This window comes from Pantoea sp. PSNIH1 (genome assembly GCF_007680655.1).
In the GTDB taxonomy this organism is placed as follows: Bacteria; Pseudomonadota; Gammaproteobacteria; order Enterobacterales; family Enterobacteriaceae; genus Pantoea; species Pantoea eucrina.
The window spans coordinates 843,075-856,912 of the sequence record NZ_VEIP01000001.1 but is presented as its reverse complement, the minus strand read 5'-3'; the positions used below and the strand labels follow the sequence as shown (position 1 = coordinate 856,912).

Below are 13,838 nucleotides of genomic sequence, written 5' to 3'. Positions count from 1 at the left end.
TTGGTGCGCTCTAATGGACTCGAACCATCGACCCCCACCATGTCAAGGTGGTGCTCTAACCAACTGAGCTAAGAGCGCAACACGCTGTCAGGGCGACAGCGGGGACGAATATTAACGGTACGCCGGAAACCTGGCAAGGGAAAAAAACAGAAAATCGGGACGACTGACCAGCATCTGTGCGAAGCGTCGCTTTTTTCAGCATTGCGGGCCAGATAAACGCCCGTTCAGCCACTTAGCGCGCCGCCCGCGCCAGAATAACCTCTGCAGGCAGACGCTGCATACGGCGAATACGCCAGATCATCATCGCGGCGGCAGAGGTCAGGCCCACAATAAACCCGCACCAGAATCCGGCCGGACCCAGCGCCGGAACAATCCAGTCAGTCAGCGCCAGGATATAGCCTGCCGGCAGTCCCAATACCCAGTAAGCGATCAGCGTAATGAAAAAGATCGAGCGGGTATCTTTATAACCGCGCAGGATCCCGCTGCCGATAACCTGAATCGAATCGGAGAACTGATAGATCGCAGCCAGCAGCATCAGCTGGGCAGCCAGCGTAATGACCGCAGGGTTCGCCGTATAGAGCACGGCGATATCGTGACGGAACGTGACGGTAAACAGGGCAGTGCAGGCCGCCATGGCGATGCCCACGCCCTGACCGGTCCAGGCGGCGGTGCGTGCACCTTCCGCCGAGCCTTCACCCAGCCGGTAACCCACGCGAATCGTGGTGGCTACCCCCAGCGACAGCGGCAGGACAAACATCAGTGAGCTGAAGTTGAGCGCGATCTGGTGTCCTGCGACATTCACAATGCCCAGTGGTGAAACCAGCAGCGCCACTACGGCAAACAGCGTAACTTCAAAGAACAGCGCCAGCGCTACCGGTAACCCCAGCGAAAAGAGCCGCGTGAGAATAGCGCGCGAGGGCGCTGACCAGCGTGAGGCCATGCGAATATCGCGCATCGCCGGCATACGCCGGAGCCAGAAGCGCATAACCAGAAACATCACCCAGTAGACGGAGGCGGTTGCCACGCCGCACCCCACGCCGCCGAGACGCGGCATACCAAAGTGGCCATAAATGAAGATGTAGTTCAGCGGAATGTTGGTCAGCAGTCCGAGAAAGCCCAGCAGCATGGCGGGTTTGGTTTTAGACAGACCGTCGCACTGGTTACGCGCCACCTGGAAAAAAAGATAGCCTGGTGCGCCCCAGAGCAGCGCATGCAGGTAACCTTCCGCTTTAATGGCCAGATCGGCGTCAATGTCATGCATTGCGCGGATAAGATAGCCCGCGTTCCATAACACAACCATAATGACAAGCGAAACGGCCAGTGCCAGCCAGTACCCCTGGCGCACCTGCTCGGCAATGCGTTCACGTCGTCCGGACCCGTTGAGTTGCGCAACGGCTGGCGTCAGTGCCAGTAGCAGACCGTGACCAAAAAGAATGGCGGGAAGCCAGATAGAGGTGCCAACAGCAACGGCGGCCATATCCGTGGCGCTTACCGCACCGGCCATAACGGTATCTACAAATCCCATCGCAGTCTGGGCTACCTGAGCGAGGATCACCGGGATTGCGAGGGCCAGCAGCTGACGCGCTTCTGTTAAATACTTCTGCACGTATCACCTGTTTGATTAAGAGAAAGAGAGACTATTCCCGGCGAATGCGCGCTCAATGCAGCCAGAGCCCGCACGCGGAACAAATAATGATAACAAATTTATTTGCCTTTTATGCAACCATTGCGCATGCGCAAATTAAGTTGTGCTGGCAGGCTGTGATAAGCTAAGACAAACGCGTGGAGAGGATAGTTATGTTTACGGGTATTGTGCAGGGCGTGGCGGAAATTGTCGCCATTGAAGAGAAAGAGCTGTTTCGCACTCATACTGTACGTCTTGATGCAGCCCTGCTGCCAGGGCTGGAGCTGGGGGCGTCTGTAGCGCACAACGGCTGCTGCCTGACCGTAACGGCCATCGAAGAGGATCGGGTCAGCTTTGACCTGATTAAAGAGACGCTGCGCATTACCAATCTGGGTGCGCTGCAGGTGGGTGACAGAGTCAATATTGAGCGTGCGGCTAAATTCAGCGATGAAATTGGCGGACACCTGATGTCGGGTCATATTATGACCACCGCTGAAATCTGCAAAATTATTCAGTCGGAAAATAACCGCGAAGTCTGGTTCAGACTGCAGGATGCAGAACAGATAAAATATATTCTGCGCAAAGGCTATATCGGTATTGATGGCATCAGCCTGACGGTCGGCGATGTGACCAAAACCAAATTCTGCGTCCACCTGATCCCGGAAACGCTGGAGCGCACCACGCTGGGAAGCAAAAAGCTGGGGCATAAGGTCAATATCGAAATCGATCCGCAAACGCAGGCGATTGTGGATACCGTTGAGCGCGTTATGGCGCAGCGTGAAGCCGCCCTGATTGCCGCAGCAACAGCGCCGGCCGGACCGGCAGAATAAACTTCAGTAAAGGCGCGCAGCGCGCCTTTTTAACCTAGCGCGCAACGCGCAGCCCGCCTTCATAGCCGCGACTGAACATCACCTGCCACAGCTGAATATCCCGGGCGCGAAAGGCACCAGCACACGCATTGAGATAGTAGCTGAACATACGCTTAAAACGCTCATCATAGCGGGCAGAGAGCTGCGGCCACGCCGCCAGGAAACGCGTATGCCACGCCATAAGCGTGGTGTCATAATCGGTCCCGAAGTTGTGCCAGTCTTCCATAATAAAATAAGGCTCGCTGGCGTCCGCTATCTGTCGCACAGAGGGCAGGCAGCCGTTCGGGAAAATATATTTATCGATCCACGGATCTACCCGCATATCGGTTCTTACCGCCCCGATGGTGTGCAGCAGAAAGAGGCCGCCGGGTTTCAGGTTGCGGTTAACCACCCTGAAGTAGGTCGCATAATTTTTCGGGCCAACGTGCTCAAACATCCCGACGGAAACGATGCGGTCAAACTGCTGCTCAAGGTCGCGATAATCCTGCAGCAGTATCGTGACGTCCAGTCCGGCGCAGCGCTGCTGTGCCATCTTTTGCTGCTCCTGGGAGATAGTGACGCCATATACGCTGACACCGTAGCGGCGGGCAGCAAACTCCGCCAGCCCGCCCCAGCCGCAGCCGATATCTAGCAGAGACATGCCGGGTTCAAGCTGCAGTTTGCGGCAGATCAGATCCAGCTTGGCTTCCTGCGCCGCTTCCAGCGTTTGCGCATGAGGCCAGTAGCCGCAGGAGTACTGCATAAACGGGTCCAGCATCAGGCTGAACAGGTCATTACCCAAATCGTAGTGCGCTCTGCCGACCTGCCAGGCGCGCTTTTTTGATTGCAGATTGGTCAGCCGGGCAGCGGCGATACGCAGCGTATCCTTAAAGTGGTGCGGCAGCTGATGATCGAGATGATGTCTGAGCGCGCGATGAAAAAACATATCCAGTCGTTCACACGTCCACCACCCATCCATGTAACTTTCGCCCAGACCCAGTGAGCCTTCCTGCATCACGCGCTTAAAAAAGCCAGCATGATGAACCTGAATATCCCATGGTCGTGAACCATTAACGCGAATATCTGCCTGTTCAAGTAACTCCCGGGCAATACGAAACCACGGATTCTCTTCGGGAGTGACTGCTTCTGCACATGATGAACTCATAGCTTCTCCATCACCTTGTAAATATGACCTGGGAAACAGAAGGATCTGCATCAGGTCTGTGAAAGAACGCAGGGTGGTGCCGTGCGCAGCTAAACCACATTAACAGAGGTATGAATAGTCCGGACTCACGCAATGCGCAGCGGCCTGGCCGCACGCAGATGCTGTCCCGGAAAGACCGGGAGCGCTGTTATTGTTATGAATGTCAGAAGAGATAGCGACCCGCGGCGCGAATGCGGGCGGATCGCTCTCTGGCAAAATAGCACCAGACCGGCTTATGCGTTGTCTTCGCAGGGATGGGCGATATCGGCTGATTTAGCTGTTGCGCGCTGCCAGACGAAGCCCATCCAGGCGAGCACCACCGTACTTACCATTACCAGCGTAGTGTGATAAAGCGCCTGCTGCAAACCAGCCGAGACAATCAGGCTGGCAAGGAAGCATAAGCCAAGCTGCAGCAGATTCTGTAAACCTGCAGCTTTACCGCTGGCGTGCGGGAACGGCGCCAGCGCGCTGGCAACCACAATCGGATAGATAGCGCCGTTTGCCAGCGCCATACCGCAGAAAGGCAGCAGCAGGCCAAAAAGCGACGGCGCGGGAAGCAGCGCAACGGCAAAGAGGCTCATAATGCTCAGACTGTAAATCAGCAGCAGCCAGGGCAGCAGCTGCGCGCCCTGAAAGCGATTAAGCAGCGCACGACAGCCAAAACCGCCAATAAGGAAGGCAATCGTCTGCGGCACATAGCTGAGCCCGATATCGGCCGGGGTTAAGCCCGCGGCCGCCAGAATAAAGGGTGAACCCGTCAGCCAGGCAAAGAAGCTGGCAGAGCAGGCGGAGTAAATCAGCACGTTGCCGCTGTAGGCGCGGGTAGCGAGCAGCGTCAGCCAGCCCGGCTGATCGCCGCGCGCCGCCTGAGAGATACGCGGCGAGCGAAGTCTGAGGGTACCTGCCAGCAGCACCAGGGTAATCAGCGTCAGCACCAGGAAAATAGTGCGCCAGTGAAAATGACTCATCAGCCAGGCACCCAGCAGCGGAGCCAGAGCAGGAGAGAGCGCCACCAGCGGCATGATAGTGGCAAACACTTTATTGGCCTGCGCTTTAGGGTAGCGATCGATAACCAGCGCCTGCCAGCTCACGGCGGCGGCACAGACGCCCACAGCCTGAATAAAGCGCAGCGCCAGCATCAGCCAGACGTTGTCGGCCCATAGCATGACCAGACAGCTCAGGGCAAAGATTGAGAGGCCTGCCAGTAAAACCGGTTTGCGGCCAATGCGGTCAGAGAGAAGTCCCCAGCCCACCTGCGCACAGGCAAAGCCCGCCAGAAACAGGCTCAGGCTGGCGCTGATAACACCCGGAGCGGTGGCAAAATCACGCTGCATGTCGCTGAATGCGGGCAGATACATATCCGTGGCGAGAAAGCCGAGCATGCTCAGCAGCGCCAGATAGGGCAGAAATCCTTTAGATGACATCACTATTTTTCTCATTCGGCAGGGAAACGCGAAGGAGTGTAAAAGGGTGCAGTCAGCTTTGTGAAACGCTAATATTTGCAGAGTGCTGTTAAATTTTTTGAAGGCAAAAATATGTGGTCTGAATATGCACTTGAGGTGGCGGATGCCGTCGCCCGCACCGGCAGTTTCAGCGCGGCAGCGCAGGAGCTGCACCGCGTGCCTTCTGCTATCAGCTATACCATCAGGCAGCTGGAGAGCTGGCTTGCCGTGGAGCTGTTTGAACGCCAGCATCGGGAGGTGGTCCTGACGCCGGCCGGCGAGCATTTTGTGCGAGAAGGCCGCTCTGTTATCAAAAAAATGCTGGCAACGCGACGCCAGTGTCAGCAGCTGGCCAACGGCTGGCGCGGCCAGCTCACTATTGCCGTTGACTGTATCGTCAAGCCGCAGCGCACGCGCCAGCTGGTGAAAGATTTCTATCGCCACTTTCCCGATATGGAGCTGATCATCAGCTATGAAGTGTTTAACGGCGTATGGGATGCGCTGGCCGATGGCCGGGTTGACGTAGCCATCGGCGCCACGCAGGCGATCCCGGTTGGCGGACGCTTTGCTTTTCAGGATATGGGCGCCCTTAACTGGCGCTGCGTGGTCAGTCCGGATCATCCACTGGCGCAGAGCGCGCATCCTGACGAAGAGGCGCTGCGCGCCTGGCCGTCGCTGGTGCTGGAAGATACGTCGCGCGCGCTGCCGCGCCGTATGACCTGGACGCTGGATAATCAGCGCCGGCTGGTGGTGCCGGAGTGGGAAACCGGAATCGACTGCCTGCAGGCTGGCCTGTGCGTGGGGATGATCCCGGGACATCTGGCGCGGCCGCTACTGGATAGCGGCGCGCTGGTGGAGCTGATATTACCGCAGCCCTTTCCGGAGAGTCCCTGCTGCGTCAGCTGGGCCGAGCAGCGGGCGTCGCCAGCGCTGATCTGGCTGCTGGAATACCTGGGGGATGCTGAGACGCTAAACCATGAGTGGCTCAGCGAGCGCCGCGCTTAGCGGCGATAGTCGCGAAACGGACCATCCCCGACGGAGCGACGCTCAATCAGACTGGGCTGAACTTCAATTGTTTGCGGCTCTTCACGTTTACTGGTAATGCGGTCCAGCAGCATCTCCAGCGCTTTCTCACCCAGCTGAGCTTTGGGCTGATGCACCGTCGTCAGCGCCGGCGTAAAGTAGCGGGCGTTGCGCACATTATCATAGCCGATCACCGAAATATCCTGCGGTACGCGCAGGCCCATCTCATCAGCAGCGCAGATGGCGCCCATTGCCATAATATCGCCGCCGCAGAACACAGCGGTAGGCCGCTGCTTCTGGCTCAGGATCTGCTGCATCGCCTGATAACCCGACTCCGGCTCAAAATCGCCCTGTACGATCCACTCCGCACGCACCGCGATCCCCGCTTCCTGCATCGCCTGCAGGAAGCCGGCGTGCCGTCCGCCGCCGGTATTGCGCTCCAGCTGGCCCGGAATAGCGCCAATATCGCGATGACCCCGCTCGATCAGGTAACGGCCGGCCAGATAGCCGCCCTGAAAGGCGTTATCCTGCACGGTATCGGTAAAATCACCGCGGGAAGCGCCCCAGTCCATGACCACCATCGGAATATTGCGATTCTCTTCCAGCATCTGAAGCAGATCGTCCGGATACTCAGAGCACATCACCAGCAGGCCATCTACCCGCTTTTGCGCCATCATCGACAGATAGGCGCGCTGTTTTTGCAGGTCATTGTGCGCATTGCCCAGAATCAGCGTATAGCCCTGAGCGAAGCAGTGGTTTTCAATCGCTTCAATGATTTCAGCAAAGTAGGGGGCTTCGCTGGATGTCGCCAGCAGACCCAATGTTTTCGTGTGATTAACCTTCAGGCTGCGCGCCACGGCGCTGGGAGAGTAGTGCAGCGCTTTAATCGCCTCCCACACGGCATTACGCGTCTCTTCAGCGACAAAGCGCGTTTTATTGATGACGTGCGAAACCGTGGTCGTTGATACGCCAGCGCGTTTTGCCACATCTTTAATTGTTGCCATGAAAATGAACCTCTTAAACCTATCGCAACTTTATGATAAGTATAGTGTTAAACGTTTGCGTCTGCGCAGGGTTTTCTGCCCGGTTTCAGCATAAAAATGGCTGATTTAAGGCGAGTAATTAACCGTAACAGATAATGACAGCAGCGTGCGCAAAAGGTGTTGCGCAACGAAAGGCGGCGATTCTAGCAAGGTGAGGGGCATAAAACGAGATTTTTACCTGAGGTCAGGCGAAAATATTTAGATTACGGCAGCCGGTATGTGTTCAGGCCAAAACGCGCGCGGCGTGTTGCGCAACCGCTAACGAATGGTTTTAGGTGTCATCATGCGGCGTGCGCCAACATAGTGCTTCTGCCAGTAATCTTCACCCAGCGCGCTGATCTGGATATCCTTGCCGGTACGCGGCGACTGAATAAATTTGCCGTTACCCAGATAAACGCCAACATGATCGGCTGTACCGCGATTATTGATGCGGAAAAACACCAGATCCCCTTTCTCCAGCATTTCGCGCTTGATGGGAGCGGCATCGCGCAGATGATACATTTCGTTGGCCGTGCGCGGCAGTTTGAAACGGACCAGATCTTTGTAGGCGTACCAGACCAGGCCACTGCAATCGAATCCGGTAAGCGGAGAGGTGCCACCCCACTGATAAGGTTTGCCCAGCTGGCCCATAAGTTTAGTCATGGCGGTTTCACGCGCCTTCTGGTAGCGCAGACGGTGGGATTTGCTGAGCCTGATACCGGTCAGCGCATCGGTACTCTCTTCCGCGGCCGCTATTTTCCGGCTGGTACGCTGATGACCATATTTTTTGCTGGCGGAGAGGGCGGGCGCTTTTTTACGGGCGGTACGGGAGGTCGCAGGCGGTTCTGCGTGCAGGCTTTTTTTCGATTTAACTTTTTGTACGGGCGTGACGCGTGTTTTTTTAGCCGAGGTTTTAACCGGACGTCGTTTGCGGCGCTCATCGTCGCGCGCACTCTTTTTCTCCGCTTTCTGCAGGCTGGCGTTAACCGGCTTGTGCGGTGAAGCAGCGGCCACGTTAAAAAACAGCTGAGCAAAAGCCAGTATGAAAAGCGTAATCAGTAAACGCATAGTCCGGTTACAGGTTCGGCAGGCTGCAGAAGCAGACCGCGGCAATATTAGAAAATTCTGATCAGCGATCAGCGCCGGATTGATTCTAATCCACTTTTTTTACAAAAGGTAAGGTCTTTTTTATTAAATCCATCAACACAAGGGCTGTGCAGCAAAAATGAGCGGTTTCAGGCGGTTAACGCAGCATATTTATTGCTAATCGTGTATTAATACACACTTCGTCATACGCCCGTGGCGGCAAACTTAACAAACATGGCGATTCATGCCGCAGCGAGGCAAATTCCCGATTTCAGTCGCGGGATGAAGTCGCTACAATAAACAAACACGAAGTGAAGAATTAAGGAAGGCAAAAATGAGTACTGTTGAAAAAATTCAGCGCCAGATCGCAGAAAACCCGATCCTGCTGTATATGAAAGGATCGCCAAAACTGCCAAGCTGCGGCTTCTCAGCTCAGGCTGTTCAGGCGCTCTCTGCCTGTGGCGAACGCTTCGCGTATGTTGATATCCTGCAGAATCCTGATATCCGTGCTGAACTGCCAAAATACGCTAACTGGCCAACCTTCCCGCAGCTGTGGGTGGATGGGGAGCTGGTCGGCGGCTGCGACATCATCGTTGAGATGTTCCAGCGCGGTGAACTTCAGCCGCTGATCAAAGAAACCGCTGAGAAACACAAAGAAGCGGAATAAATTAAAAGGCCGGCGCTGTGCCGGCCTTTTTCATTCTCTTACTCTGCCGCGCTTTCGCCTGACGCTTCGCTCTCTGCCTCAGCGTCATTTAGCGCCAGCGGCCAGCCACCTAAACGTTTCCAGCGGTTTACCAGCTCGCAAAACAGCATTGCCGTCTGCTCTGTATCATAAAGCGCCGAGTGCGCCTGCGTGCTGTCAAAATCGATACCTGCCGCCTTGCACGCTTTTGCCAGCACCGTCTGTCCCAGCACCAGCCCGCTCAGCGCCGCCGTATCAAAGGTGGCAAACGGATGAAAGGGGTTGCGTTTCAGGCTGGCGCGCTCAGCCGCCGCCGTAACGAAGCTGTGATCAAAGTTGGCATTATGCGCCACAATAATCGCCCGGTTGCAGCCGCTCTCTTTAAGCCCTTTGCGCACCTGTTTAAAGATGGCGTGCAGCGCTTCATATTCGCTCACTGCGCCGCGCAGCGGGTTCGCAGGATCGATACCGGTAAACGCCAGCGCTTCAGGATGAAGAAGGGCACCTGCAAAGGGTTCAATGTGAAAATGCTGGGTTTCGTCACGCTGCAGCCAGCCATCCTCATCCATTTTCAGGGTCGTGGCGGCAATCTCCAGCAGCGCATCAGTCTGCGCATTAAAACCGGCGGTTTCGACATCGATAACTACCGGATAAAAGCCGCGAAAGCGTTGGTTAAGGGCGTTCTGGGCGTTCGATTCAGACATCAGGATCTCATAGCAGTGAAAAGGGCAGCGCGCATTATGGCAAAAAAGGCGGGAGGGTGCAGCAGATGAGAAAAACCAGCCCGCAAATTTGCGGGCTGGCGTCAGGCATCAGTTACCAAGGCCATTACCGGCATGCTTGTTTTCAATCAGCTCAATTTTATAGCCATCGGGATCTTCAACAAACGCAATAATCGTGCTGCCACCTTTAACCGGGCCCGCCTCACGGGTTACGTTGCCGCCCGCGCTACGGATGCGCTCGCAGGTTGCGGCGACATCGTCTACGCCCAGCGCGATGTGACCATAGGCGTTCCCAAGGTCATATTTTTCCGTACCCCAGTTATAGGTCAGCTCAATGACCGCACCTTCGCTCTCTTCGGTGTAGCCAACAAATGCCAGAGTATATTTATATTCTGCATTTTCACTCTGACGCAGCACGCGCATACCCAGTACGCGGGTATAGAAGTCAATTGAGCGTTGCAGATCGCCAACGCGTAACATGGTGTGAAGTAAACGCATAACATCCTCTTTTTTAACATGGTCAGATTTTGACGCAGAAACAGTACAAGTATAGCGGGTGACGGGGCTGCCGCATCGTTATGCGGCAGCTGCCGGTTACAGCGTCGGGTAGTCGATGTAACCTTCCGCACCGCCGCCGTAGAAACTCTCCGGGCGCTGCGGGTTAAGCGGAGCATCCTGCTGCAGGCGGGCAACCAGGTCCGGGTTGGCAATAAAGTCGCGGCCAAACGCCACGGCATCAATCAGGCCGCGCGCGATCAAATCATCCGCTTTTTCCACGCTGTAGGCGCCGGCACCGATGATCACACCGGGGAAAGCCGTGCGGACTTTTTCGCGGAACGCATCAGTGTAAGGTTTGCCACCCGCCCAGTCTGGCTCAGAAAGGTGCAGATAGGCCAGGCCGCGTTTGCCCAGTTCACTGATATACCAGAGCGCAGCTTCCTCTTCGTCCGGGCCATTTTCCAGGTTCTGGAACGCCCCGACAGGTGAAACGCGGATCCCGACGCGATCGGCAGACCAGTTGGCGATCGCTGCATCCACAACTTCCAGCGCAAAGCGGCCGCGCTTTTCAATCGAGCCGCCATACTCGTCGTCGCGCTTGTTTGAGTCAGGCGACAGGAACTGGTGCATCAGATAGCCGTGCGCTGAGTGCAGCTCAAGCAGGTCAAAGCCAGCCTCGCGGGCATTGGCTGCAGCCTGGCCGAAATCCTGCACAATCTGTTTAATTTCATCGACGGTCAGTTCGCGCGGCACGGAGGTCTCTTCGCGATACACGCTGCCGTCAGCGGCGCGCAGCGAGGTACGGGTACCGGCTGGCAGGGCAGAAGGCGCAACCGGTGCATTGCCTTCTGGCTGCACGCTGTAATGTGAAATGCGGCCGGTATGCCACAGCTGGACCGCAACGTGGCCCTGAGCAGCGTGAATGCCTTCGTTGATCATCTTCCATGCATCAATCTGCTGCTGCGTATGCAGGCCTGGTGCGCCCGCATAGCCTTTAGCCTGAAAAGAGACCTGCGTCGCTTCAGTAATAATCAGGCCCGCTCCGGCACGCTGCTGGTAGTACTCAGCCATCATCGGCGTGGGAACATCACCCGGCTCAATGCTGCGCAGCCGCGTCAGCGGTGCCATGAATACGCGGTTAGGAACGGTAACTGCACCCACTTTCAGCGGGGAAAATAGCTGTTTGCTCGCCATAGTAATTCCTCTATTAGACCGGTCGTCTATAAACATCTGTTTTAAAAATGCGGGCCGTTAAGCCACTGTTCGATAGTGCTGAGTGCCAGATTAATCGGATCTGGTTCGCGGGAAATTTTGCTCTGCAGACTGGCGCCCAGCCAGAGCAGATAGCAACGCTGCGCAAGCTGCACCGGAGTCTGATTAAATAGCAGCGGCTGTTCAGCCGCAGCCTCGGTCAGGCAGTGTGCGTAAGCGGCAATAATGGCGCTGGCGCCGCGCTGCAGCGCATCGCGCATCGGCTCTGAGAGATCGCATACCTCAGCCGACAGCTTGACGCCCAGGCAGCCCATAATAAGCCCCTGCTCAGCAAACAGCTGCCGGCCTGAACGAAAATGCGCCAGCAGCCGCTGACGTGCAGGCAGGGATGGCAGCGTCAGCTGCTGATTGATCTGCTGCAGATAATTGACGAAATAGCGCTCCAGCAGCGCAACGCCAAACGCCTCTTTAGAGCGGAAATAGTAATAGAAGGACCCTTTTGGCACGGCCGCCAGCGTGAGTACTTCGTTAAGTCCCATTCCGGTAAAGCCGCGCTGCAGACAAACCTGCTCGCCGGTAGCGAGCAGGTGTTCACGGGTTTCATTACGTTGCACACTTTTATTCATGAGCAAAAGCCTAGTAGACCAGTCGGTCTAATGCAAGCGTCAGCTTTTCTGCTGGCACGATTTGATCATATCCAGCTGCGGCTGATAAACCTGCGTCCGGATGTCAAACAGGCCCAGCAGCGTATGAAACAGGTTATCCTGGGAGACCGGTTGCGTTGCGGCCTGCCGCCGCAGACAGCTTTCATCCAGATGAAACGCGCTGGCATAGCCGGGTGAGAACCACATCAGCAGCGGAATATGCGTCTGCTGTGACGGGGCGAGCATCCAGGGCGCGCCGTGCAGGTACATACCGTGTTCGCCCAGCGACTCACCATGATCCGAAAGATAAACCAGCGCCACGTTAAAGCGGTCGCTCAGCGCTTTTAGCTTGTCGATAGTCTGGCTAAGCATGCTGTCGGTATAAAGCAGGGTATTGTCATAGGTGTTGACCAGCGCCTGCGGATCGCAATCCTGAATCTGATTACTGTCACAGGTGGGTGTAAAACGACGGAACGCAGCCGGATAGCGCAGATAGTAGGCCGGGCCGTGGCTTCCCATCTGATGCAGCACGATCACGCTGTCGTTATGTAAACTGTCAACGTAGTTATCGAAGCGGTGCAGCAGCACGTCATCGAGGCAGAATCCGCTATGGCAGTATTGCGGTAACGACCACTGCGTCATGTCAGTATGCGGCACGCGGTCGCAGGCGCCTTTACAGCCACCATCATTCTCGCGCCACAATACGCTGACTCCGGCGTGCGCCAGCACATCCAGTACGCCCTCCTGGTGATGTGCCAGGTCAGCATCGTAATGCTCGCGCGGCATCACCGAGAACATGCAGGGTACAGAAACCGCCGTCTCGGTGCCGCAGGAGGTCGCATGCGGATAGTAAATCACCTGCTGCTTCTGCAGCTCCGGATTGGTCTGGCGCGCATAGCCGCCCAGCGAAAAGTTCTCCGCGCGTGCCGTTTCTCCCACAACCAGCACCACCAGGGTTTTTTTAGCTGCCTGCGCGATCAGCGGGCCTTTGCGGGCATCCTGCCCGATTTTAATCAGCGCCTGGCTGCCCTGCAGATAGCGCTTATCGACATAATGGCCAGCACCGCTAATCACATTGGCTGGCGTGATCATTTTTACCAGCCCTTTGTTGTTACGGATCAGCGACGCATAATCTTTGTAGAACAGGGCAGCCATCAGCAGGATCACCAGCAGCGCCCCCAGCGCTCCCGCCAGCCGCTGCAGGATGCTCCACCACCAGCGCTGACTGCGCCTGACGCGCACGAAGACGATAAGCAGCACCGGCAGCAACCCCATCAGCAGCATCCAGACCAGCCAGCGCGGGCTTACCAGCGCACCCGCCTCCTGTACGCTGGATTCAAAGACGTTGGCCACCATATTGGTGTCGATTACCGTCCCAAAGCTGAACATAAAGTAGCTGGCTGCTGCACTGATCAGTACCAGTACGATCAGCAGTGGCTTGCGAACCCATGGCCAGGCAAACAGGCAAAACAGAAGATAAAATGCGGCCGTCAGCACGACCGGCATGCTGGCAGCAAAAAGGTAGTCGTGCAGACGGGTATAGGTGATGATTTTCCACGCCTGTTGCAGAAACAGCGCGTTCAGAATCAGCGCGAACAGCAGGGCAGCCAGCAGATTAAACCGGTTTTCGTGACACTGTAACTTAATGGCAGGTTTCATTGAGGTTCATTATCAAGTCAGAATGGACGCACAGTAGAGAAGAAATCTGAGGATAACCTTAAACGCACTTCAGATGACGTTATTGTTAAAGTTAAATAACACTTATTGATTAGATCAGAGAGCCGGGCAGGCACGCTTTCTTTTAGCACCGCAGCTTGCAGTTCACGCG

At 56.2% G+C, this 13,838-nt stretch carries 13 protein-coding genes and 1 tRNA gene; 3 read left to right on the top strand and 11 right to left on the bottom strand.

Annotated elements, in window-relative coordinates; all coding sequences use genetic code 11:
* Position 1: 1 nt before the first annotated feature.
* Together FS690_RS03945 and FS690_RS03940 are read right to left on the bottom strand one after the other, a co-directional pair.
* Positions 2–78, bottom strand: a tRNA-Val gene (locus FS690_RS03945).
* A gap of 154 nt (positions 79–232) precedes the next feature.
* A complete protein-coding gene (locus tag FS690_RS03940; protein ID WP_145339103.1) occupies positions 233–1,606 on the bottom strand; it encodes an MATE family efflux transporter in 1,374 nt (457 codons plus the stop codon).
* Between the two features lie 191 nt (positions 1,607–1,797).
* On the opposite strand from FS690_RS03940, the gene FS690_RS03935 reads away from it, so the two are divergent.
* Positions 1,798–2,454: a riboflavin synthase gene (locus FS690_RS03935; RefSeq protein WP_039384122.1), complete on the top strand. Its 657-nt coding sequence runs from the start codon at positions 1,798–1,800 to the stop codon at positions 2,452–2,454.
* A 34-nt stretch (positions 2,455–2,488) separates the two neighbouring features.
* Here FS690_RS03935 and cfa read toward each other — a convergent pair whose 3' ends face one another.
* Positions 2,489–3,637 carry a cyclopropane fatty acyl phospholipid synthase gene (gene cfa, locus FS690_RS03930; protein ID WP_108569282.1) on the bottom strand — a complete coding sequence of 383 codons (1,149 nt, stop codon included), beginning with the start codon at positions 3,635–3,637 and terminating at the stop codon, positions 2,489–2,491.
* Between the two features lie 272 nt (positions 3,638–3,909).
* Positions 3,910–5,103 (bottom strand): purine nucleoside transporter PunC, encoded by a 1,194-nt coding sequence (gene punC, locus FS690_RS03925; protein ID WP_145339102.1) that lies wholly within the window; start codon positions 5,101–5,103, stop codon positions 3,910–3,912.
* Between the two features lie 108 nt (positions 5,104–5,211).
* Between punC and punR the strand changes: the two genes are divergently transcribed.
* Positions 5,212–6,123 carry a DNA-binding transcriptional activator PunR gene (punR, locus tag FS690_RS03920; protein WP_108569415.1) on the top strand — a complete coding sequence of 304 codons (912 nt, stop codon included), beginning with the start codon at positions 5,212–5,214 and terminating at the stop codon, positions 6,121–6,123.
* Here the strand turns inward: punR and purR are convergent.
* Both purR and FS690_RS03910 read right to left on the bottom strand, forming a co-directional pair.
* Positions 6,120–7,145: an HTH-type transcriptional repressor PurR gene (purR, locus tag FS690_RS03915; RefSeq protein WP_039384130.1), complete on the bottom strand. Its 1,026-nt coding sequence runs from the start codon at positions 7,143–7,145 to the stop codon at positions 6,120–6,122. The two genes, punR and purR, sit on opposite strands and share 4 nt — an antisense overlap.
* 297 nt (positions 7,146–7,442) lie before the next feature.
* Positions 7,443–8,231, bottom strand: a complete 789-nt coding sequence (locus FS690_RS03910) for a C40 family peptidase (RefSeq protein ID WP_039384133.1) — start codon at positions 8,229–8,231, stop codon at positions 7,443–7,445.
* A gap of 352 nt (positions 8,232–8,583) precedes the next feature.
* On the opposite strand from FS690_RS03910, the gene FS690_RS03905 reads away from it, so the two are divergent.
* Positions 8,584–8,916, top strand: coding sequence for a Grx4 family monothiol glutaredoxin (locus FS690_RS03905; RefSeq protein WP_021506217.1), 333 nt, complete (start codon positions 8,584–8,586; stop codon positions 8,914–8,916).
* A 38-nt stretch (positions 8,917–8,954) separates the two neighbouring features.
* Here the strand turns inward: FS690_RS03905 and rnt are convergent, their stop codons facing one another.
* The 5 genes from rnt to eptA all read right to left on the bottom strand — a co-directional run bounded on the left by rnt (position 8,955) and on the right by eptA (position 13,669).
* Positions 8,955–9,638, bottom strand: coding sequence for a ribonuclease T (gene rnt, locus FS690_RS03900; RefSeq protein WP_039384135.1), 684 nt, complete (start codon positions 9,636–9,638; stop codon positions 8,955–8,957).
* A gap of 108 nt (positions 9,639–9,746) precedes the next feature.
* Positions 9,747–10,154, bottom strand: a complete 408-nt coding sequence (gloA, locus tag FS690_RS03895; RefSeq protein ID WP_039384137.1) for a lactoylglutathione lyase — start codon at positions 10,152–10,154, stop codon at positions 9,747–9,749.
* 96 nt (positions 10,155–10,250) lie between these two features.
* On the bottom strand, positions 10,251–11,348 hold the full coding sequence (locus tag FS690_RS03890) for an alkene reductase (RefSeq protein ID WP_039384139.1): 1,098 nt from the start codon (positions 11,346–11,348) through the stop codon (positions 10,251–10,253).
* Positions 11,349–11,389: 41 nt separating this feature from the next.
* Positions 11,390–11,992 (bottom strand): TetR/AcrR family transcriptional regulator, encoded by a 603-nt coding sequence (locus tag FS690_RS03885; protein ID WP_039384141.1) that lies wholly within the window; start codon positions 11,990–11,992, stop codon positions 11,390–11,392.
* A gap of 39 nt (positions 11,993–12,031) precedes the next feature.
* Positions 12,032–13,669 carry a phosphoethanolamine transferase EptA gene (eptA, locus tag FS690_RS03880; RefSeq protein WP_039384144.1) on the bottom strand — a complete coding sequence of 546 codons (1,638 nt, stop codon included), beginning with the start codon at positions 13,667–13,669 and terminating at the stop codon, positions 12,032–12,034.
* Between the last annotated feature and the right edge of the window lie 169 nt (positions 13,670–13,838).

What these genes read in the sequence shown, in the direction of transcription:
- FS690_RS03935 (WP_039384122.1), top strand. Translation starts at nt 1,798, where the DNA reads ATGTTTACGGGTATTGTGCAGGGCGTGGCGGAAATTGTCGCCATTGAA.
- cfa (WP_108569282.1), bottom strand. Translation starts at nt 3,637, where the DNA reads ATGAGTTCATCATGTGCAGAAGCAGTCACTCCCGAAGAGAATCCGTGG.
- punR (WP_108569415.1), top strand. Translation starts at nt 5,212, where the DNA reads ATGTGGTCTGAATATGCACTTGAGGTGGCGGATGCCGTCGCCCGCACC.
- purR (WP_039384130.1), bottom strand. Translation starts at nt 7,145, where the DNA reads ATGGCAACAATTAAAGATGTGGCAAAACGCGCTGGCGTATCAACGACC.
- FS690_RS03910 (WP_039384133.1), bottom strand. Translation starts at nt 8,231, where the DNA reads ATGCGTTTACTGATTACGCTTTTCATACTGGCTTTTGCTCAGCTGTTT.
- FS690_RS03905 (WP_021506217.1), top strand. Translation starts at nt 8,584, where the DNA reads ATGAGTACTGTTGAAAAAATTCAGCGCCAGATCGCAGAAAACCCGATC.
- rnt (WP_039384135.1), bottom strand. Translation starts at nt 9,638, where the DNA reads ATGTCTGAATCGAACGCCCAGAACGCCCTTAACCAACGCTTTCGCGGC.
- gloA (WP_039384137.1), bottom strand. Translation starts at nt 10,154, where the DNA reads ATGCGTTTACTTCACACCATGTTACGCGTTGGCGATCTGCAACGCTCA.
- FS690_RS03890 (WP_039384139.1), bottom strand. Translation starts at nt 11,348, where the DNA reads ATGGCGAGCAAACAGCTATTTTCCCCGCTGAAAGTGGGTGCAGTTACC.
- FS690_RS03885 (WP_039384141.1), bottom strand. Translation starts at nt 11,992, where the DNA reads ATGAATAAAAGTGTGCAACGTAATGAAACCCGTGAACACCTGCTCGCT.
- eptA (WP_039384144.1), bottom strand. Translation starts at nt 13,669, where the DNA reads ATGAAACCTGCCATTAAGTTACAGTGTCACGAAAACCGGTTTAATCTG.